We start from the raw sequence: 20,942 nt of genomic DNA on the forward strand, positions 1-20,942 counted from the left end.
GACGGGAGGGGCGCCCTCGGGCGCCCCTCCCGTTCCGTTCCGTCCCGACTCCGCGGCGGAGGCGGCTACTTGGCGGACCCGCCGTCCGTGTCGGTGTCCGTGTCGCGATCCGTGTCGCCGTCCGTGTCCGCGTCGGTGTCCGTGCCCGCATCAGGAGCGGTGTCCGGCGAACCGTCTGCGGACCCCTCCGGCGCCTCGGGAGCGTCCGGCTCCCCGGCCCCCTCGGCGGACTCCGCACCGGGGACCGCCTCCGGTCCCGGCTGCTCCGGCTTCGGGGGACGCGTCCGGCCGCCGCCGGTGTCCCGGAGGAACGGCGCGTCGCCGCCCTCCATCGCCACCCCGGGGCCGCCGCCCGGACCCGTGCCCGGCTCGCGCCGCCGCAGATACCGCTCGAACTCGCGGGCGATCGCCTCGCCCGAGGCCTCCGGCAGCTCCGCCGTGTCCCGGGCCTCCTCCAGGGTCTGCACGTACTCGGCGACCTCGCTGTCCTCGGCGGCCAGCTGGTCCACGCCCACCTGCCAGGCCCGCGCGTCCTCGGGCAGCTCGCCCAGCGGGATGCGCAGCCCGATCAGGTCCTCCAGGCGGTTGAGGAGCGCCAGCGTCGCCTTCGGGTTCGGCGGCTGCGACACGTAGTGCGGCACCGCGGCCCACAGGCTCACCGCCGGCACGCCCGCGTGGGTGCACGCCTCCTGGAGGATGCCCACGATGCCCGTCGGGCCCTCGTACCGGGTCTCCTCCAGGTCCATCGTGCGCGCCAGGTCCGGGTCGGAGGTCACACCGCTGACCGGGACCGGCCGGGTGTGCGGGGTGTCCCCGAGCAGCGCGCCCAGGATCACGACCATCTCCACGCCCAGCTCGTGGGCGAAGGCGAGGATCTCGTTGCAGAAGGAGCGCCAGCGCATCGACGGTTCGATCCCGCGCACGAGCACCAGGTCACGGGGTTTCTCGCCGCCGACCCGGACCACGGAGAGCCGGGTCGTCGGCCAGGTGATCTTCCGGACGCCGTTGTCCAGGAAGACCGTGGGCCGGTTGACCTGGAAGTCGTAGTAGTCCTCGGCGTCGAGCGCCGCGAAGACCTCGCCCTTCCATTCCCGGTCCAGATGGGCGACCGCGGTGGAGGCGGCGTCGCCGGCGTCGTTCCAGCCTTCGAACGCGGCCACCATGACCGGGTCGATCAGCTCGGGTACCCCCTCGAGCTCGATCACCCAGCGCCTCCTTTTCGAAGTTCCTGTCGTACGGACCAACCTTACGGCTTTCTCCAGGTCCGTCCGCAGCCCCCGGACATCCCCGAAAGCCCGTGCGGCCTTGATCGACTACCCAGGAACTCGCCTCCGCACACGGCGGTCTCACTCCTCCCAGAGCGTGCTCGGCGCCTCCCTCCGGACCACCGGCGCGATCTCCTCGGCGAAGCGCTGGAGCGTCTCGATCTGCTCGGCCGTCGACTGGCCGAAGGTGTCGACGGTGACGGACTGCAGGTCGTGCCCGTAGTGGGCGTGGTAGCCGAGGATCTTGTCGATGATCCGCTGCGGGGAGCCGATCAGCTGGGGGCCGTCCGCGACGGCGTCCTCGATCGTGCGGAACGGGGTGTTGTAACCGGCCTTGCCCTCCAGATGCGGCTTGAAGCTCTGCCGCACCTTCGCCTCGTACAGGTCCTTGTAGCGGGCGATCGCCTCCTCGGTGGTGTCGGCGATGAGCAGGCCGCCGGAACCGGCCGCCACGCGCGCGTGCGCCGGGTCGTGGCCGTACTCCTCGAACTTCTCCCGGTAGTGGGCGATGAGCCGCGCGTACGCCTCACGGGGCTGGATCGCGTTGGCGGTGAAGAGCGGATCGCCGTGCTTCGCCGCGAGTTCGGGGGAGTTGAGGCTGGTGGCCGAGCCGTGCCAGATCCGGGGCGGTCCCGCGTACGGCCGCGGCACCGTGGTCACGTTCTTCAGCGGGGGCCGGAACTCGCCCTCCCAGTCGACGCCCTCCTCCGTCCAGAGCCGCCGGAGCAGCTCGTACTTCTCCTTCTGGAGGTCCCACTGCCGTTCCTCGTCCAGGCCGAAGAGGTCGAAGTGGCCGGCTTCCGCGCCCTTGCCGACGACGAGTTCGAGCCGGCCGCGGGAGAGCTGGTCGAGGGTGGCGTAGTCCTCGGCGACCCGGACCGGGTCGAGGATCGCGACGACGGTGACACCGGTGAGCAGCCTGATGCGGGTGGTGCGGGCGGCGAGCGCGGCGAGCAGCACGGTCGGGGCGGAGGAGAGGAACGGGCCGGCGTGCCGCTCACCGACGGCGTACGCGTCGAAGCCGAGCCGTTCGGCGGTCTCGCCGAGCGCGACGACCTGCTCCAACCGGTCGGCGGCGGACAGGAGTTCGCCGGTGAGCGGGTGCGGGGAGTGGTGGACGATCGAGAGCACCTGGAATTTCATGCGCTCCACTCTGCGCGCCGAGTGTTGCGGCGGTGTGGACGGCGTGTGGCACGCCTCAGGGGCGGTCCTCCGGAGAGGAACCGCCCCTGTGCGTACGGGAGTTGCTTCCCGGCGTTACTTGTCGAGCATCTTCTCGACCTCCGCGCGGATCTCGTCCGTCGCGAGGCCGCGGATGGTCAGGGTCGTGCGGCGGCGCAGCACGTCGTCGGCGGTCTCGGCCCACTCGTGGTCGCGGGCGTAGGCGACCTGCGCCCAGATCTCCGGCGCGTCCGGGTGTATGCGCCGCGCCAGCTCCGGGTTCTCGTTCGCCATGCGGGCGATGTCGAAGGAGAGCGAGCCGTAGTGCGTCGCCAGGTGCTTGGCGGTGTCGGCGGCCATGCGGGGACCCGGCGCGGGACCGTCGACGAGCAGCCGGTGCGCGACGGCGTTCGGGTTGGCGATGCCGGGCAGCGGCAGCCGCTTCGGCAGCGTCGACACCGACTCGTAGTCCTCGCCGAGCGGGTGGCCGGGGAGCTGCTCCAGCTTCCTCATCACCGTACGGCCGATGTGGCGGAAGGTCGTCCACTTGCCGCCGGCCACCGACAGCATGCCGCCGCGGCCCTCGGTGACGACCGTCTCGCGCTTGGCCTTCGAGGTGTCGCCGGGACCGCCCGGGAGCACCCGCAGACCGGCGAAGGCGTAGGTGATCAGATCGCGCGACAGCTGCTGGTCGCGGATGGAGAAGGCGGCCTCGTCCAGGATCTGGGCGGTGTCCTTCTCGGTGACCTCGACCTGGCCGGGGTCGCCCTCGTACTCCTCGTCGGTGGTGCCGAGGAGCAGCATGTCCTCCCAGGGGAGGGCGAAGGTGATCCGGTACTTGTCGATCGGGGTGGCCAGGGCGGCCTTCCACGGCGAGGTCCGCTTGAGGACCAGGTGCGCGCCCTTGGAGAGGCGGATGGAGGGGGCCGCGTTCGGGTCCTCCATCTTGCGCAGGTGGTCGACCCAGGGGCCGGTGGCGTTGAGCACGAGACGGGCGGTGACGCCGAACTCGTCGCCGCTGGTGCGGTCCTTGAGCTCGGCGCCGGTGACCCGGCCCTTGGTGAAGCGCAGCCCGGTGACCTCGGCGTGGTTGAGGACGGTGGCGCCGGCGTCGACGGCGGCGCGGACCGTCATCAGCGCCATGCGGGCGTCGTTCATCTGGTCGTCGCCGTAGACGGCCACGGCCTTGAGGTTGTCGGTGCGCAGCTCCGGCACGTCCTGCGCGGCCTTGGCGGGGGAGAGCAGGTGCCCGACGCCGTCACCGAACGCCGAGAGGGCGCTGTAGGCGAAGACACCGGCGCCGAGCTTGGCCGCGCCGTGCGGGCCGCCCTTGTAGACGGGCAGGTAGAACGTGAGGGGGTTGGCGAGGTGCGGTGCCACCTGACGGGAGACCGCACGCCGCTCGAAGTGGTTCTCCGCGACCAGCTTCACCGCGCCGGTCTGCAGGTAGCGCAGACCGCCGTGGAGCAGCTTCGAGGAGGCGGAGGAGGTGGCGCCGGCGAAGTCGCCGGCGTCCACCAGGGCCACCCGCAGGCCCGACTGCGCGGCGTGCCAGGCGGTGGAGATGCCCAGGATGCCGCCGCCGATCACCAGGAGGTCGTACGTCGCCTTGGAAAGCTGGTCCCGGGTCTCGGCGCGGCTCGGGAGGGAGCCGGACGCCGGGTGCGTCCCAAGGGCAGGGACGCTCTGCAGGGTGGTCATGTCGAATTACTCCTCGTCCTCGATCCAGCCCATGGTCCGCTCGACGGCCTTGAGCCAGCTCTTGTACTCGCTGTCGCGCCTGTCGGCGTCCATGCGAGGGGTCCATTCCGCCGCCCGGCGCCAGTTGGCGCGCAGCGCGTCGGTGTCCGGCCAGAAGCCGACGGCCAGGCCGGCGGCGTAGGCGGCGCCGAGGCAGGTGGTCTCGGCGACCATCGGACGCACGACGGGCGCGTCCAGGAAGTCCGAGAGGGTCTGCATCAGCAGGTTGTTGGAGGTCATGCCGCCGTCGACCTTGAGCGCGGTCAGCTCGACGCCGGAGTCCTTCGTCATGGCGTCGGTGATCTCGCGGGTCTGCCAGGCGGTGGCCTCCAGGACGGCGCGGGCGATGTGCGCCTTGGTGACGTACCGGGTGAGGCCGGCGATCACACCGCGGGCGTCGGAGCGCCAGTACGGGGCGAACAGGCCGGAGAAGGCCGGCACGAAGTAGGCGCCGCCGTTGTCCTCGACCGAGGACGCGAGGGTCTCGATCTCCGCGGCGGACTTGATGAGGCCCATCTGGTCGCGCATCCACTGCACCAGCGAACCGGTGACGGCGATGGAGCCCTCCAGGGCGTAGACCGGCTTCTGGTCGCCGATCTGGTAGCCGACCGTGGTCAGCAGGCCGCTGTAGGAGTTGATGATCTTGTCACCGGTGTTCATCAGCATGAAGGTGCCGGTGCCGTACGTGGACTTGGCCTCGCCCTCGGCGAAACAGGTCTGGCCGAAGAGGGCGGCCTGCTGGTCGCCGAGCGCCGAGGCGACCGGGACGCCGGCGAGGGCGCCGTCCTTGACGTGGCCGTAGACCTCGGCGGAGGACCGGATCTCGGGGAGCACGTTGAGGGGGACCCCCATCGACTCCGCGATCTTCTCGTCCCAGGCCAGGGTGTGCAGGTTCATCAGCATGGTGCGGGAGGCGTTGGTGACGTCGGTGACGTGCACGCCGCCGTCGGTGCCACCCGTGAGGTTCCAGATGACCCACGAGTCCATGGTGCCGAAGAGGATGTCGCCGGCCTCGGCGCGCTCGCGCAGTCCCTCGACGTTGTCGAGCATCCAGCGGATCTTCGGGCCGGCGAAGTAGCTCGCCAGCGGCAGGCCGGTCTCGCGGCGGAAGCGGTCCTGGCCGACGTTGCGGCCGAGCTCCTTGCAGAGGGCGTCGGTGCGGGTGTCCTGCCAGACGAGGGCGTTGTGGACGGGCTCACCGGTGTTCTTGTCCCAGAGCAGCGTGGTCTCGCGCTGGTTGGTGATGCCGATGGCCTTGACGTCGGCGGCGGCGATGCCGCCCTTCGTCAGGGCGCCGGCGACGACCTCCTGGACGTTGGTCCAGATCTCGGCGGCGTCGTGCTCGACCCAGCCCGGCTTCGGGAAGATCTGCTCGTGCTCCTTCTGGTCGACCGAGACGATCCGGCCGTCCTTGTCGAAGACGATGCAGCGGGAGGAGGTGGTGCCCTGGTCGATGGCCGCGATGAACGGGCCGGAGGTGTGTGCGTCGGTCACGGTTGGCTCCAAGGGAGGTCTGGAAGAAGGACGGCTCAGGCGAACGCGATGTTGTAGATACCCGCGGCGATGGCTCCACCGATCAGCGGACCGGCGACCGGGATCCAGGCGTAGCTCCAGTCGGAGGTGCCCTTGTGCTTCAGCGGGAGGAGGGCGTGCACGATGCGCGGGCCGAGGTCACGGGCCGGGTTGATCGCGTAGCCGGTCGGGCCGCCGAGCGAGAGGCCGATGGAGACCACGACGAACGCGGTGATCAGGGCGCCTATGACGCCGAGGCCCTTGCCGCTGTCGTTGAGGCCCTGCGTGAGCACGGCCAGGACGAGCACGACGGTGCCGATGATCTCGGTGGCCAGGTTCTGCCAGGTGTTCCGGATCTCGGGGCCGGTGGAGAAGATGCCGAGCACCGGGCCGGGGCCCTCGACCGGCTTCTTGCCCGAGGCCTCGGGGTCGTCGAGGTGCGCCTGGAACTGGCCGTAGTAGGCCACCCAGACCAGCACCGCGCCGATCATGGCGCCGAGCATCTGGCCGGCGATGTAGACGGGGACGTCGCCCCACTCGCCGTCCTTGATCGCGATTCCGACCGTGACGGCGGGGTTCAGATGGGCACCCGAGAGGGAAGCCGTCATGTAGACGGCCGTCATGACGGCGAAGCCCCACCCGAAGGTGATCGCGAGCCAGCCCGCGTTGCGGGCCTTGGAGCCCTTGAGCGTGACGGCGGCGCACACGCCGCCGCCGAGCAGAATCAGAACGGCGGTACCGATGGTCTCGCCGAGGAAGATGTCGGAGCTGGACACCCGCGACTCCTTTGTCCTTCGTCCAGGGGAACGGCGGACTCCGGGTCCCTCCGGAGGTCCGCACCCTCGTGTGAGGGCTGTTTCCGGCCCTTGGCACTGCCACACCTTAGCGCGTATTGCCGTTAGGTGTTCGGCATTGCCGACCGATGAACGGAAGTTTTGCCCCCGGGTTAACAGCACGTCAAGGCCCCGGGAAGCGAAAAACCCGCCGATAACGCGATCGTTACCGGCGGGTTCACTCAGGTCGGGGGGCGCGGTGGCGCAGGGTCAGAAGCGCCCGGCCCCCAGGTCCCGCGAGACCGCGCGGGCGCAGTCCCGAACCGCCGCGACGAGTTCGGGGCGCAGCTCCCCGGCCGGGCACAGCCGCTCCACGGCGCCGGTCACCGCCACCGCGCCCACCGGCATCCGCCGCCGGTCGTGGATCGGCGCCGCCACCGAGGCGACGCCCTCCCAGGTCTCCTCCACGTCCGCCGCCCAGCCCTTGGCCCGCGTCATGTCGAGCAGCGACTCGAACTCCCCGAGCTCCGTGGTCGTACGAGGGGTGAACGGCTCCCGCTCGACCTCCAGGACCTCGCTGTGCGCCACCGGGTCGTACGCCGAGAGGACCTTGCCCAGCGCCGTGGAGTGCAGCGGCTGCATGGCCCCCACCTCCAGGACCTGGCGGCTGTCGTCCGGCCGGAAGACGTGGTGCACGATCAGGACGCCCCGCTGGTGCAGCACCCCCAGGTGCACGCTCTCGCCGCTGGACCGCGCCAGGTCGTCCGTCCAGACCAGCGCCCGCGCGCGCAGCTCGTGCACGTCGAGGTAGCTGTTGCCGAGCCGCAGCAGCTCCGCGCCGAGCTGATAGCGACCCGAGGCCGCCTCCTGCTCCACGAAGCCCTCCGCCTGGAGCGTGCGCAGGATGCCGTGGGCGGTGCCCTTGGCGAGTCCCAGTGAGGATGCGATGTCGGACAGGCCCAGCCGGCGCTCGCCGCCCGCGAGCAGTCGCAGCATGGCAGCCGCCCGTTCAAGCGACTGGATGTTCTTCGCCATCGCCCGACCCCTTCTCCCTCTCACGCTGTTCGACAATGCTGAACACTATCGGTCGATGCCGACCTTGCGTGACACATGACAGTGTCGGTCAAGAACGGTCAGAACCGGGAGTCCCCGCACACAGGATGCCGTCCGCCCCGCGAGACGCCGTGTCCACCCCGGCCGGAGCGCGGTTACGCTGGCCCCGTGCACCCTCCTCCGAAGGTGCAAAGCCGACAGCCGTCGCATCCCAGGGAGCTCATCCATGGCCTCGTTGCCGACCCCTTCCGCAGACAGCCGGAACCGCGCCGCAGCCCTCCGCGAGGCACTCGCCAGCCGAGTGGTCGTCGCCGACGGCGCCATGGGCACCATGCTCCAGGCACAGGACCCCACCCTCGAGGACTTCCAGAACCTCGAAGGATGCAACGAGATCCTGAACATCACCAGGCCCGACATCGTCCGATCGGTCCACCAGGAGTACTTCGCCGCCGGCGTCGACTGCGTCGAGACCAACACCTTCGGCGCCAACCACGCCGCCCTGGGCGAGTACGACATCCCCGAGCGCGTCCACGAGCTCTCCGAGGCCGGCGCCCGCATCGCCCGCGAGGTCGCCGACGAGTTCACCGCCTCCACCGGACGCCAGCGCTGGGTCCTCGGCTCCATCGGCCCCGGCACCAAGCTGCCGACCCTCGGCCACGCCCCGTACACCCTGCTGCGCGACGCCTACCAGCAGAACGCCGAGGGCCTCCTCGCCGGCGGCGCCGACGCCCTGCTCGTCGAGACCACCCAGGACCTGCTCCAGACCAAGGCCTCCGTCATCGGCGCCCGCCGCGCCCTCGACGCCCTCGGCGCCGACGTGCCGCTCATCGTCTCCGTCACCGTCGAGACCACCGGCACCATGCTCCTCGGCTCCGAGATCGGTGCGGCCCTGACCGCCCTGGAGCCGCTCGGCATCGACATGATCGGCCTGAACTGCGCCACCGGCCCCGCCGAGATGAGCGAGCACCTCCGCTACCTCGCCCGCCACTCGCGCATCCCGCTCTCCTGCATGCCCAACGCCGGCCTGCCCGTCCTCACCTCCGACGGCGCCCACTACCCGCTCAGCCCCGCCGAGCTCGCCGACGCCCAGGAGACCTTCGTCCGCGAGTACGGCCTCTCCCTGATCGGCGGCTGCTGCGGTACGACCCCCGAGCACCTGCGCCAGGTCGTCGAGCGCGTCCGCGACCTCACCCCCGCCGTGCGCGAGCCGCACCCCGAGCCCGGCGCCGCCTCGCTCTACCAGACCGTGCCGTTCCGCCAGGACACCGCGTACATGGCGATCGGCGAGCGGACCAACGCCAACGGCTCGAAGAAGTTCCGCGAGGCCATGCTGGAGGCCCGCTGGGACGACTGCGTCGAGATGGCCCGCGACCAGATCCGCGAGGGCGCGCACATGCTCGACCTCTGCGTCGACTACGTGGGCCGCGACGGCGTCGCCGACATGCGGGAGCTCGCCGGCCGCTTCGCCACCGCCTCCACCCTGCCGATCGTCCTCGACTCCACCGAGGTCGACGTCCTGCGGGCCGGTCTGGAGAAGCTCGGCGGCCGGGCCGTCATCAACTCCGTCAACTACGAGGACGGCGACGGCCCCGACTCCCGCTTCGCCAAGGTCACCCGTCTCGCCCAGGAGCACGGCGCCGCGCTCATCGCCCTCACCATCGACGAGGAGGGACAGGCCCGTACCCCCGAGCACAAGGTCGCCATCGCCGAACGCCTCATCGAGGACCTCACGGGGAACTGGGGCATCCACGAGTCCGACATCCTCATCGACACCCTGACCTTCACCATCTGTACCGGTCAGGAGGAGTCGCGCAAGGACGGCATCGCCACCATCGAGGCGATCCGGGAGCTCAAGCGCCGCCACCCGGACGTCCAGACCACCCTGGGCCTCTCCAACATCTCCTTCGGCCTGAACCCGGCCGCGCGCATCCTGCTCAACTCCGTCTTCCTCGACGAGTGCGTCAAGGCCGGCCTCGACTCGGCGATCGTCCACGCCTCGAAGATCCTGCCGATCGCCCGCTTCGACGACGAGCAGGTCACCACCGCGCTCGACCTGATCTACGACCGGCGCGCCGAGGGCTACGACCCGCTGCAGAAGCTGATGGCCCTCTTCGAGGGCGTCAACACCAAGTCGATGAAGGCCGGCAAGACCGAAGAGCTCCTCGCCCTGCCCCTGGACGAGCGCCTCAAGCGCCGGATCGTCGACGGCGAGAAGAACGGCCTGGAGGCCGACCTCGACGAGGCCCTGACGATCCGGCCCGCTCTGGAGATCGTCAACGAGATCCTGCTCGACGGCATGAAGACGGTCGGCGAGCTGTTCGGCTCGGGCCAGATGCAGCTGCCGTTCGTGCTGCAGTCCGCCGAGGTCATGAAGACCGCGGTCGCCTACCTCGAACCCCACATGGAGAAGACGGACGCCGACGGCAAGGGCACGATCGTCCTGGCCACCGTCCGCGGCGACGTCCACGACATCGGCAAGAACCTCGTCGACATCATCCTCTCCAACAACGGCTACAACGTCGTCAACATCGGCATCAAGCAGCCCGTCTCCGCGATCCTGGAGGCCGCCGAGGAGCACAGCGCCGACGTGATCGGCATGTCCGGCCTCCTCGTGAAGTCCACCGTGATCATGAAGGAGAACCTGGAGGAGCTGAACCAGCGCGAGCTGGCCGCCAAGTACCCCGTGATCCTCGGCGGCGCCGCCCTCACCCGGGCGTACGTCGAGCAGGACCTCCACGAGATCTACCAGGGCGAGGTCCGCTACGCCCGCGACGCCTTCGAGGGCCTGCGCCTCATGGACGCCCTCGTCGCCGTCAAGCGCGGCGTCCCCGGCGCCAAGCTCCCCGAGCTCAAGCAGCGCCGGGTCCCCAAGCGGGACACCCCGGTCCCCCCGGTGGAGGAGGCGGACGAGCCCGGCGGCCGTTCCGACGTCGCCGTCGACAACCCCGTCCCCACCCCGCCGTTCTGGGGCACCCGCGTCGTCAAGGGCATCCCGCTCAAGGACTACGCCTCCTGGCTCGACGAGGGCGCCCTCTTCAAGGGCCAGTGGGGCCTCAAGCAGGCCCGCGTCGGCGGCGCCACGTACGAGGAGCTCGTCGAGAGCGAGGGCCGGCCGCGGCTGCGCGGCCTGCTCGACAAGCTGCACACCGAGAACCTGCTCGAGGCGGCCGTCGTCTACGGCTACTTCCCCTGCGTCTCCAAGGGCGAGGACCTGATCATCCTCGACGAGGCCGGCAACGAGCGGACCCGCTTCACCTTCCCGCGCCAGCGCCGCGGCCGCCGCCTCTGCCTCGCGGACTTCTTCCGCCCGGAGGAGTCCGGCGAGACCGACGTGGTCGGCCTCCAGGTCGTCACCGTCGGCTCGAAGATCGGCGAGGCCACCGCCAAGCTGTTCGAGTCCGACTCCTACCGCGAGTACCTGGAGCTGCACGGCCTCTCCGTCCAGCTCGCGGAGGCCATGGCCGAGTACTGGCACGCCCGCGTCCGCGCCGAGCTCGGCTTCGGCGGCGAGGACCCGGACGCCGTCGAGGACATGTTCGACCTCAAGTACCGCGGCGCGCGCTTCTCCCTCGGCTACGGCGCCTGCCCCGACCTGGAGGACCGCGCGAAGATCGCGGAGCTGCTGCGCCCGGAGCGGATCGGCGTGCACCTCTCCGAGGAGTTCCAGCTCCACCCCGAGCAGTCCACCGACGCCATCGTGATCCACCACCCCGAGGCGAAGTACTTCAACGCTCGGTGACCGGGCGGACACCCCCGGACGCCGTCCGGGGGGACCACCAGGGTAAATCCGCGCCCTTTCGGTGATCCGGACGTACACTTGTCGGTCCAGTGCAGGCCGGTCTCCCTCCCCGTACCGGGGAGGGGGCCGGCCTTCTCGTCCCTCCATGGAGGTGTGCCGGATGACCAGTACGGTCCCCGCGTCCCTGATCCGTACCAACGGAAGCTCCGCCCTGCAGGCGGTCTTCCTCGACATGGACGGGACCCTCGTCGACACGGAGGGCTTCTGGTGGGACGCGGAGGTCGAGGTCTTCGCCGACCTCGGGCACCGGCTGGACGAGGCCTGGCGGGACATCGTCGTCGGCGGCCCGATGACGCGCAGCGCGGGCTACCTCATCGAGTCCACCGGCGCCGACATCACCCTCGCCGAGCTGACCGTCCTGCTCAACGAGAAGTTCGAGCAGCGCATCGAGCGCGGTGTGCCCCTCATGCCCGGCGCCGAGCGGCTCCTCGCCGAGCTGGCCCGGCACTCCATCCCGACCGCGCTGGTCTCCGCCTCGCACCGGCGGATCATCGACAAGGTCCTCCACTCGCTGGGCCGCGACCGCTTCGCGCTCACCGTCGCGGGCGACGAGGTCGTACGGACCAAGCCGCACCCGGAGCCGTACCTGACGGCCGCCCAGGGGGTCGGGGCCGACCCCCTGCTCTGTGCCGTCATCGAGGACACCGCGACCGGTGTGGCGGCCGCCGAGGCGGCCGGCTGCCGGGTCGTCGCGGTGCCCTCGGTCGCCCCGATCGCACCCTCCCCGGGCCGGGTCGTCGTGCGCTCCCTCGAAGAGGTCGACGTGCCCTTCCTCCGCACATTGATCACCGGAATCTGAGCCTTATCTGAGCTTCCTCCCGGGCGGAATGCGATTTCCCCGGGAGGCACCCCCGGGGAGCACCCCAGGGACACCCGCGGTGCACCCGGGGAACGCCCGGAGAAAACGATCAGGCCATTCGCCGAAAAGGCCCCCGCGTGACGTTGGTCACGCAGAGTGCCGGACGGCGGGTGGCCTTCGTGCGTCCCCTGTCCGATTGGTGCGAGTTTCGGTGCCCCCTGTGTCCCGATTGGGTCGCCGCCGTCCGCATCATCCGGCGCATGACTATCGAGCCCCTCGTATTCATGATCACTGTGCGATTACCCCCACGGCCGTCCGTGGTCAGGCAATAGCGACGCCGCCCACTAATCTTTCGCGAGTACTTCGCCGCATAACCCGCGTGCACCGGCGCACACCCAAGTCGCCGTGAACACAGGACCGATCGCAACACCCGGCCCGATCGCTCCCGCCCAGACCGGGCGGCCGGCGGCGGAGTTCCACTGACCGCTGTATCCCAGTGCCGGATGAGGAGATCGTCCCTGATGAACCGCAAGACCCTGGTGCTGCCGGCCGTGGCCGGACTGCTCGCCCCCCTGCTCGCCGCCTGCGGCGGTGCGGAGGAAGGCGGAGCGATCGTCGTCGGCACCACGGACCAGTTCATCGCCACCGCGGACGCCCCCGCACCGCTCGACCCGGCCTTCGCCTACGACACCGGCGCGTGGAACATCCTGCGGCAGACCGTGCAGACCCTGATGCACGTGCCCCGCGACAGCGGCGAGCCCGTCCCCGAGGCCGCCCAGACCTGCGGATTCTCCGACAAGGCCAGCGAGAGCTACCGCTGCAAGCTGCGCTCCGGTCTCACCTTCGCCGACGGCACCCCGATCACCGCCGAGGACGTCAAGTTCTCCATCGAGCGCGTACTGAAGATCAAGTCGGACAACGGCACCGCCGCCCTCCTCTCGAACATCGACACCGTCGAGACCAAGGGCGCCGACGAGGTCGTCTTCCACCTGAAGACCCCCGACGCCACCTTCCCGTACAAGCTCTCCACCCCGGTCGCCGGCATCCTCAGCAAGGACAAGTACGAGGCCGGAAAGCTCCGCGACGGCTTCGACGTCGACGGCTCGGGCCCGTACACCATGAAGGTCGAGCGGGACGGCGACAAGGCCACCCGCTTCGTCTTCACCAAGAACCCGGCCTACAAGGGCGACATCACCCTGCGCAACGAGAAGGTCGAGCTGCGCCCCTACGCCGACGCGAACACCATGGGCCGGGCCCTGGAGAGCGACGACATCGACATGATGGCCCGCTCCCTGTCCCGGCAGCAGATCAAGGCCCTCACCGAGACGCCCAAGGACGGCATCGAGGTCATCGAGGTCCCCGGCCTCGAGATCCGCTACCTCGGCTTCAACACCAAGGCCCCCGCCGTCCAGGAGAAGGCCGTCCGCCAGGCCATGGCCGCCGTCGTCGACCGCGGCGCCCTCGTCAACCGGGTCTACGGCACCACCGCCGAGCCGCTGTACTCGCTGATCCCCTCCAGCATCACCGGCCACGCCACCCCCTTCTTCGACACGTACGGCGAGCCCGACCAGGCCCGCGCCGCCAAGCTCCTCAAGGACGCCGGCGTCAAGACCCCGGTCAAGCTGACGCTGAACTACACCACCGACCACTACGGCGCCGAGACCGCCGAGGAGTTCGAGGCGCTCAAGAAGCAGCTCGTCTCCAGCGAGCTCTTCGACGTCACCGTCCAGGGCGCCGAGTGGTCGACGTTCCGCACCGCCCAGAAGCGCGGCGACTACGCCGTCTACGGACTCGGCTGGTTCCCGGACTACCCGGACCCGGACAACTACATCGCGCCGTTCCTGGACAGCGACAACTTCCTCAACACCCCGTACGTGAACAAGGTCGTCCGCGACCAGCTCATCCCGCGCTCGCGCCGCCAGGCCGACCGCACCGCCGCGAGCCCCGTCTTCAACCAGATCCAGAAGATCGTCGCCGAGGACGTACCCGTGCTGCCGCTGTGGCAGGGCAAGCAGTACGTCGCCGCGCGCGACGACCTCAACGGAGTCGAGTACGCCCTCAACACGTCCTCCGACCTCCTGCTCTGGGAACTGGGCCGCGGTACCGCATAACCACCCCGTCGACTGGATCGGTTACACCGGCCGCGCACCCGCGCGCGGCCGGCCTGACAAGAGATCACGAGGCACGTTCTGTGAAGACGCACAACAAGTGGCTGACGGCCCCCCTCGCCGCCGGTCTGTCCGCCGCCCTCCTCAGCGGCTGCGGCACCGAGCAGGGCGGCTCGGGCGACTCCGGCAACGGCATACGCGTCGGCATGTCCGACGAGATCGTCGCCACCGACCCGGCGGCCGGCTACGACCCCGGCTCCTGGCTGCTGTTCAACAACGTCTTCCAGTCCCTGATGGCCTTCCCCAAGGGCGGCTCCGAGCCCGAGCCCGAGGCCGCCGACAGGTGCGGCTTCGCCACCGGCAGCACCGTGTACAGCTGCACCCTGCGCGACGGCCTCACCTTCTCCAACGGCAACAAGCTCACCTCGGAGGACGTCAAGTTCTCCTTCGAGCGCGCCCTCAAGATCGCCGACCCCTCGGGCCCCGCGCCGCTGCTGGCCACCATCAAGAGCATCGAGACCCCGGACGAGAAGACCGTCGTCTTCCACCTCAAGGTCCCCGACGCCACCTTCCCCAGCAAGATCGCCTCCGGCGCCGGCTCCATCGTCGACCACCGCGAGTACCCCGCCGACGCCCTGCGCACCGACGGCAAGGCCACCGGCTCCGGCCCCTACAAGCTGGACTCCTTCAGCGCCACCGAGGCCACCTTCTCCGCCAACCCCGGCTACCAGGGCACCGCGCAGCGCAAGAACGACGCCGTCACCCTCAAGCTCTACGGCGGCGACCGCTCCGCCCTCTCCAAGGCCCTCACCGACGGAGAGATCGACGTCGCCTACCGAGGTCTCTCCGCCGAGGACATCGCGACCCTCGAGACCTCCGAGACCACGGACGACAAGGGCATCGAGGTCGTCCAGGGCAGCAGCGCCGAGGTCCAGCACCTCGTCTTCAACATGAAGGACCCGGTCGCGGGCAAGCTCGGCGTCCGCCAGGCCATCGCGCACCTCGTCGACCGCGAGGCCCTCGTCGAAGGCGTCTACAAGTCGACGGCCACGCCGCTGTACTCGATCGTCCCGGCCGGCATCGCCGGACACAACACCGCCTTCTTCGACACCTACGGCGCCCCCGACAAGGCCAAGGCGAAGAAGGCCCTGCGCGCCGCCGGCATCACCGACAAGGTGAAGCTCACCCTCTGGTCCACGCCCAGCCGCTACGGCCCGTCCACCGACCAGGAGCTCAAGGCCATCGCCGAGCAGCTCAACGCCAGCGGTCTCTTCGACGCCGACGTCAAGTCCGTCGCCTACGACCAGTACGAGAAGGACATCGCGGCCGGCAAGTACGGCGTCTACGTCAAGGGCTGGGTCCCCGACTACCCCGACGCCGACAACTTCACCACCCCGTTCTTCGGCGAGGGCAACGTCCTCGGCAACCACTACGAGAACGCCACCATCACCGGCAGCCTCCTCCCCAAGACCGCCGCCGCCCCGGACCGCGCCGCCACCGCCGACGAGTACGGCACGCTCCAGGACCTCGTCGCCGAGCAGCTGCCCCTCCTGCCGCTCTGGCAGGGCAAGCAGTACGCCGTCGCCCGCCAGGACGTCACGGGCCTCGAATGGACCCTCGACGCCTCGACGGTCTTCCGCTTCTGGGAGATCCGCAAGGGCTGACCCGCCCCCCGGACACGACGGAGGGGCCCGGCGCGCGTCACGCGCACCGGGCCCCTCCGTCGTACCCGAGCCCGCAGCCGTCGGACCCGCTCCCGTCGTGTCCGACGGGGCTACTGCCCGTTGGCCCCCGGCCGCACCAGACCGCTCTCGTACGCGTACACCGCGGCCTGCACCCGGTCCCGCAGGCCCAGCTTCGTCAGCACATGGCCCACGTGCGTCTTCACCGTCGTCTCGCTGACGAACAGATCCGCGGCGATCTCCGCGTTCGACAGGCCCCGCGCCACCAGCTTCAGCACCTCGACCTCACGGTCCGTCAAGGTGTTCAGCGTGTCCGGCACCTGCTCCTCGCCCGTCGGCAGGTGCGCCGAGTACTTGTCGAGCAGCCGGCGCGTGATCGACGGCGCCAGCATCGCCTCACCGGCCGCCACCACCCGGATCGCCTGCACCAGCTCGTTCGCCGGGGCGTCCTTCAGGAGGAAACCGCTCGCCCCCGCCCGCAGCGCCTCCACCACGTACTCGTCGAGATCGAAGGTCGTCAGCACCAGCACCTTCGCCGGCCCGTCCCGGCCGGGACCCGTGATCTGCCGGGTCGCCTCCACCCCGTCCATCCGCGGCATCCGGATGTCCATCAGCACCACGTCCGGCTGCAGCGCCCGCACCTGGTCCTGCGCCTGGAGACCGTCCCCGGCCTCACCCACCACCGCGATGTCCTGCTCCGCCTCCAGAATCATCCGGAAGCCGGTGCGCAGCAGCGGCTGATCGTCGACCAAGAGGACGCGGATCGTCACAAGGGCTCCTTCACGGGGCTGAGCTCACGAGGTACACCGGCACTACGGCGCCGGCGGGGCCAGGCCCATTCTGCCCTGCCCCGAATCGCCCGACTCCGGCGGGCGCGCGGGAACGATCTTCAGCGGATAGACCGGGGGAGTCCCCCCGAACTCCGGACACACCGCCTGGTGATCGCACCAGCCGCACAGCTTCGTCGGCCGCGGCCGCCAGTCGCCCGTCTCCGTCGCCAGCCGGATCGCGTCCCACAGCGCCAGCAGCTTCCGCTCCACCCGCAGCAGATCCGCCTCCACCGGGTCGTACGTCAGCACCTCCCCGCTGCCCAGATACACCAGCTGCAGCCGCCGCGGGATCACCTGCCGCAGCCGCCACACCACCAGCGCGTAGAACGTCATCTGGAACAGCGCGCCGTCCCGGTACTCCGGCCGCGGCGCCTTGCCCGTCTTGTAGTCGACGATCCGCACCTCACCCGACGGCGCCACGTCGATCCGGTCGATCACCCCGCGCAGGCGCAGCCCCGAATCCAGCTCCGTCTCCACGAACAGCTCCCGCTCGGCGGGCTCCAGACGCGTCGGGTCCTCCAGCGTGAACCACCGCTCGACCAGCCGCTCCGCCTCACCCAGCCAGCCCGCGAGCCGCTCGCCCTCCGGATCCTCCGCGAACAGCTCACCCAGCTCCGGCTTCGACTCCAGGAGCCGGTCCCACTGCCCCGGAACCATCGCCCGCGCCCGCGGAGCCGTCCGCTCCACCGCCGGATCGTCGAAGAGCCGCTCGAGCACCGCGTGCACCAGCGTCCCCCGCGTCGCCGCCTCGCTCGGCTTCTCCGGCAGCCGGTCGATCACCCGGAACCGGTACAGCAGCGGACACTGCATGAAATCGCTCGCCCGCGACGGCGACAACGACATGGGCGCCCGGGGCTCCGCCGGCACCTGCTCGCTCGTACTCATGACGAAGACCCTACGACCCGCCACCGACAGCGAGCGGAATACCATCGACCTGGGACCCCGTCGCACTGCATGATCGAACCGTGACACACCGACGTGGGTCACCCTCCGCGACGAAAGGAACCCGTGAACCAGGACGAGCCCAAGCCGCAGCGGACCGAGGAGCCCGGCGGCGGCATCCTCATGGGCCGCCCCTTCGGCGTGCCCGTCTACGTCGCCCCCAGCTGGTTCCTCGTCGCCGCCCTCATCACCTGGGTCTTCGGCGACCAGATCGAGCGCGTCCTGCCCGAACTCGGCGCCGCCCGCTACCTCGTCTCCCTCTTCTTCGCCGTCGCCTTCTACGCCTCCGTACTCGTCCACGAACTGGCCCACACCATCGCCGCGCTCCGCTTCAAGCTCCCCGTGCGCCGCATCCAGCTCCAGTTCTTCGGCGGCGTCTCCGAGATCGAGAAGGAGACCGAGACCCCCGGCCGCGAGTTCGTCCTCGCCTTCGTCGGCCCCCTCCTCTCCCTCGTCCTCGCCGGCGTGTTCTATCTCTCGATGTACGCCGTCGAGCCCGGCACGGTCCCCGGCGTCCTCCTCGCCGGCCTGATGATCTCCAACCTCATCGTCGCGATCTTCAACCTGCTCCCCGGGCTCCCCCTCGACGGCGGCCGCATGCTCCGCGCCGTCGTCTGGAAGATCACCGGCAAGCCCATGAGCGGCACCATCGCCGCCGCCTGGGTCGGCCGCGCCCTCGCCGTCCTCGTCCTCGTCGGGCTGCCCCTGCTCACCCGCACCGGCTTCCTCGGCAACTCCACCGACGACATCAGCGGCCTCAACACCGTCACCGACGCCCTGCTCGCCGCGATCCTCGCCGCCATCATCTGGACCGGCGCCGGCAACAGCCTCCGCATGGCCCGCCTCCGCGAACACCTCCCCGAGCTCCGCGCCCGCAGCCTCACCCGCCGCGCCGTCCCCGTCGAGCCCGTCACCCCCCTCTCCGAGGCCCTCCGCCGCGCCAACGAGGCCGGCGCCCGCGCCCTCGTCGTCGTCGACGGCCACGGCGAACCCACCGCCATCGTCCGCGAGACCGCCATCGCCGCCGTCCCCGAACACCGCCGCCCCTGGGTCGCCGTCAGCACCCTCGCCCAGGACCTCACCGACGGCATGCGGGTCCCCGCCGAACTCACCGGCCAGCCCCTCCTCGACCACCTCCGCGCCAGCCCGGCCACCGAGTACCTCGTCGTCGAGGACACCGGCGAGATCTACGGAGTCCTCTCCACCACCGACGTCGAGCGCGCCTTCGTCCGGGCCATGGCACGACCCTCCTCGTAGTCCTTGTACTCTGGTCACATGTCCGAACCGACCGGTGCCGCCCGCCGACGCGGGCCCTTCAAGGTCGGGGACCAGGTTCAGCTGACCGACCCCAAGGGCCGTCACTACACGTTCACGCTCGAAGAGGGAAAGAACTTCCACACCCACAAGGGTTCTTTCCCGCACGACGAACTGATCGGCGCCCCCGAGGGCAGCGTTGTCCGCACCACCGGAAACGTCGCCTACCTCGCGCTGCGCCCCCTGCTCCCCGACTACGTCCTGTCCATGCCCCGCGGCGCCGCCGTGGTCTACCCCAAGGACGCGGGGCAGATCCTGGCCTTCGCCGACATCTTCCCCGGCGCCCGCGTCGTGGAAGCGGGAGTGGGCTCGGGCTCGCTGAGCAGCTTCCTCCTGCGCGCCATCGGAGACAGCGGCATGCTGCACTCCTACGAGCGCCGCGAGGACTTCGCCGAGATCGCGAAGGGCAACGTCGAACGCTACTTCGGCGGCCCCCACCCCGCGTGGCAGCTGACCGTCGGCGACCTCCAGGACAACCTGTCCGACACCGACGTCGACCGCGTCATCCTGGACATGCTCGCCCCCTGGGAGTGCCTGGAGGCCGTCTCCAAGGCCCTCGTCCCCGGCGGCATCCTCTGCTGCTACGTGGCGACCACCACCCAGCTCGCCCGCACCGTGGAATCCATCCGTGAGTTCGGCTGCTACGCCGAGCCGCAGCCCTGGGAATCCATGATCCGCAACTGGCACGTCGAGGGCCTCGCCGTCCGCCCCGATCACCGCATGATCGGCCACACCGGCTTCCTCGTCACCGCCCGCCGCCTCGCGGACGGCGTCGAGCCCCCCATGCGCCGCCGCCGCCCCGCCAAGGGCGCCTACGGCGAGGACTACGAAGGCCCCAACAAGGGCTGACGTCCCGACACCCACGGTGCGCCGCCGCCGACTTCCCCGCCACGGCGGGGAACTCGACGGCGGCGTCCTCATGTTCGGCGAACACCCGGCCCCCGACGAGGCCGACCCCGACTGTTCCGTCCCCCTGTGACGTGTGGCACGATGCCGGAAACCCGCCGCACCACCCCCACAGGAGACGTCTCGCGTGCAGCCCTCCGCCGCCCCGGACCTCGCGGACCTCGCACACACCCACGCCCGGCCGGCCCACTGGCTCGCCACCGCGACCGCGACCGCCGCGGTCGTCGCCCTCGCGGGCCTGCTCCAGCCCGGCCCCGCCGACGCCACCGCGACCCCGGCCGCGGCACCGGGCCCCGCCCCGGCTCCCGAAGCCACCGGCGCCGCCTACCCCCTGGACTGCGCGGGAGCGCCCCACAAGGTCGCCAAGCGGGCCTCCGGAGACCTCGACGGAGACGGGAACCCCGAGACCGTTGCGGTCGTGCACTGCGAAGCCGGCTCCGGCACCCCGCCGAGCGGCGTCTACGTCCTCACCCGGGGCAAGCCGGCCGGCGCACCCGCGCGCGTGGTGGCCACCCTCGTCGCGCCCGAGCTCCTCAAGACCGTCACCGACTTCTCCGTACACGACGGAGCGGTGCACGCCACCCTGCTCGGCTACTCGTCCCCCGACGTCCCCAGCTGCTGCCCCGACGAGAAGGAGCAGGTCAGCTGGCACTGGAAGGGCGGCGCCTTCGTACGCACCGGACAGGCCGAAGCGCGCGGCGCCTGACCCGTCACTCCGCGTCGGGGCCGTACACCTCGACCTTGTCCGCGACCCGGCGCACATGGATGCAGTCGCCCGGGCACTCCTTCGCCGAGTCCACCACGTCCTGGAGCAGCGTCAGCGGGACCGGCGTCGTGGCACCGGTGTCCTGGAGGAGCTCGTCGTCGGCGCTCTTCACATAAGCGAGCCCGTCGATGTCCAGCTCGAAGACCTCGGGAGCGTACTGCGCGCAGATCCCGTCCCCGGTGCACAGGTCCTGGTCGATCCAGACCTCCAGCGCCTCTGCGGCGCCCGTGGACGGAGCCTCGTGCTGCACGGTCATATCTCCTGCCGTTTCTGCTTCTCGTGTCGCTTCTCG

Annotated in this window: 16 protein-coding genes; 7 read left to right on the forward strand and 9 right to left on the reverse strand. The window is 70.6% G+C overall.

Annotated features, from left to right (window positions below; genetic code table 11):
- Positions 1-65: 65 nt before the first annotated feature.
- The 6 genes from ACIP8Z_RS27025 to ACIP8Z_RS27050 form a co-directional block, all read right to left on the reverse strand.
- Positions 66-1,205 carry a PAC2 family protein gene (locus ACIP8Z_RS27025; RefSeq protein ID WP_402087806.1) on the reverse strand — a complete coding sequence of 380 codons (1,140 nt, stop codon included), beginning with the start codon at positions 1,203-1,205 and terminating at the stop codon, positions 66-68.
- Positions 1,206-1,346: 141 nt separating this feature from the next.
- On the reverse strand, positions 1,347-2,408 hold the full coding sequence (locus ACIP8Z_RS27030) for an LLM class flavin-dependent oxidoreductase (protein ID WP_402087808.1): 1,062 nt from the start codon (positions 2,406-2,408) through the stop codon (positions 1,347-1,349).
- A 114-nt stretch (positions 2,409-2,522) separates the two neighbouring features.
- Positions 2,523-4,127 (reverse strand): FAD-dependent oxidoreductase, encoded by a 1,605-nt coding sequence (locus ACIP8Z_RS27035; RefSeq protein WP_402087811.1) that lies wholly within the window; start codon positions 4,125-4,127, stop codon positions 2,523-2,525.
- A 6-nt stretch (positions 4,128-4,133) separates the two neighbouring features.
- Positions 4,134-5,660, reverse strand: a complete 1,527-nt coding sequence (gene glpK, locus ACIP8Z_RS27040) for a glycerol kinase GlpK (RefSeq protein WP_073915098.1) — start codon at positions 5,658-5,660, stop codon at positions 4,134-4,136.
- A gap of 35 nt (positions 5,661-5,695) precedes the next feature.
- On the reverse strand, positions 5,696-6,454 hold the full coding sequence (locus ACIP8Z_RS27045) for an MIP/aquaporin family protein (protein WP_319318390.1): 759 nt from the start codon (positions 6,452-6,454) through the stop codon (positions 5,696-5,698).
- Positions 6,455-6,721: 267 nt separating this feature from the next.
- Positions 6,722-7,486, reverse strand: a complete 765-nt coding sequence (locus ACIP8Z_RS27050; RefSeq protein WP_402087814.1) for an IclR family transcriptional regulator — start codon at positions 7,484-7,486, stop codon at positions 6,722-6,724.
- 244 nt (positions 7,487-7,730) lie between these two features.
- On the opposite strand from ACIP8Z_RS27050, the gene metH reads away from it, so the two are divergent.
- From metH to ACIP8Z_RS27070, 4 genes are all read left to right on the forward strand, one after another.
- A complete protein-coding gene (gene metH, locus ACIP8Z_RS27055; RefSeq protein WP_402087816.1) occupies positions 7,731-11,243 on the forward strand; it encodes a methionine synthase in 3,513 nt (1,170 codons plus the stop codon).
- 160 nt (positions 11,244-11,403) lie between these two features.
- Positions 11,404-12,102, forward strand: coding sequence for an HAD family hydrolase (locus ACIP8Z_RS27060; protein ID WP_402087819.1), 699 nt, complete (start codon positions 11,404-11,406; stop codon positions 12,100-12,102).
- Positions 12,103-12,623: 521 nt separating this feature from the next.
- Positions 12,624-14,213 (forward strand): ABC transporter substrate-binding protein, encoded by a 1,590-nt coding sequence (locus tag ACIP8Z_RS27065; protein ID WP_402087821.1) that lies wholly within the window; start codon positions 12,624-12,626, stop codon positions 14,211-14,213.
- An 80-nt stretch (positions 14,214-14,293) separates the two neighbouring features.
- The gene (locus ACIP8Z_RS27070; RefSeq protein WP_402087823.1) at positions 14,294-15,874 is read left to right on the forward strand and encodes an ABC transporter substrate-binding protein; all 1,581 of its coding nucleotides are present in this window, start codon (positions 14,294-14,296) and stop codon (positions 15,872-15,874) included.
- Between the two features lie 110 nt (positions 15,875-15,984).
- On the opposite strand, the gene ACIP8Z_RS27075 is transcribed toward ACIP8Z_RS27070, so the two are convergent.
- On the reverse strand, positions 15,985-16,662 hold the full coding sequence (locus tag ACIP8Z_RS27075) for a response regulator transcription factor (RefSeq protein WP_073915076.1): 678 nt from the start codon (positions 16,660-16,662) through the stop codon (positions 15,985-15,987).
- Positions 16,663-16,704: 42 nt separating this feature from the next.
- Positions 16,705-17,607: a PD-(D/E)XK nuclease family protein gene (locus tag ACIP8Z_RS27080; RefSeq protein WP_319318368.1), complete on the reverse strand. Its 903-nt coding sequence runs from the start codon at positions 17,605-17,607 to the stop codon at positions 16,705-16,707.
- A 180-nt stretch (positions 17,608-17,787) separates the two neighbouring features.
- Between ACIP8Z_RS27080 and ACIP8Z_RS27085 the strand changes: the two genes are divergently transcribed.
- From ACIP8Z_RS27085 to ACIP8Z_RS27095, 3 genes are all read left to right on the forward strand, one after another.
- Positions 17,788-18,921, forward strand: coding sequence for a site-2 protease family protein (locus ACIP8Z_RS27085; protein WP_402088315.1), 1,134 nt, complete (start codon positions 17,788-17,790; stop codon positions 18,919-18,921).
- Positions 18,922-18,939: 18 nt separating this feature from the next.
- Positions 18,940-19,827 carry a tRNA (adenine-N1)-methyltransferase gene (locus tag ACIP8Z_RS27090; RefSeq protein ID WP_015032448.1) on the forward strand — a complete coding sequence of 296 codons (888 nt, stop codon included), beginning with the start codon at positions 18,940-18,942 and terminating at the stop codon, positions 19,825-19,827.
- Between the two features lie 184 nt (positions 19,828-20,011).
- Complete coding sequence (locus tag ACIP8Z_RS27095; RefSeq protein WP_402087826.1) at positions 20,012-20,590, forward strand: hypothetical protein; 579 nt, start codon at positions 20,012-20,014, stop codon at positions 20,588-20,590.
- Positions 20,591-20,594: 4 nt separating this feature from the next.
- Here ACIP8Z_RS27095 and ACIP8Z_RS27100 read toward each other — a convergent pair whose 3' ends face one another.
- Entirely contained in the window at positions 20,595-20,906 is a 312-nt protein-coding gene (locus tag ACIP8Z_RS27100) for a ferredoxin (RefSeq protein ID WP_073915064.1), read from the reverse strand.
- Between the last annotated feature and the right edge of the window lie 36 nt (positions 20,907-20,942).

Origin of the sequence: Streptomyces sp. NPDC088553, from assembly GCF_044752965.1 — a bacterium.
Classification (GTDB): Bacteria; Actinomycetota; Actinomycetes; order Streptomycetales; family Streptomycetaceae; genus Streptomyces.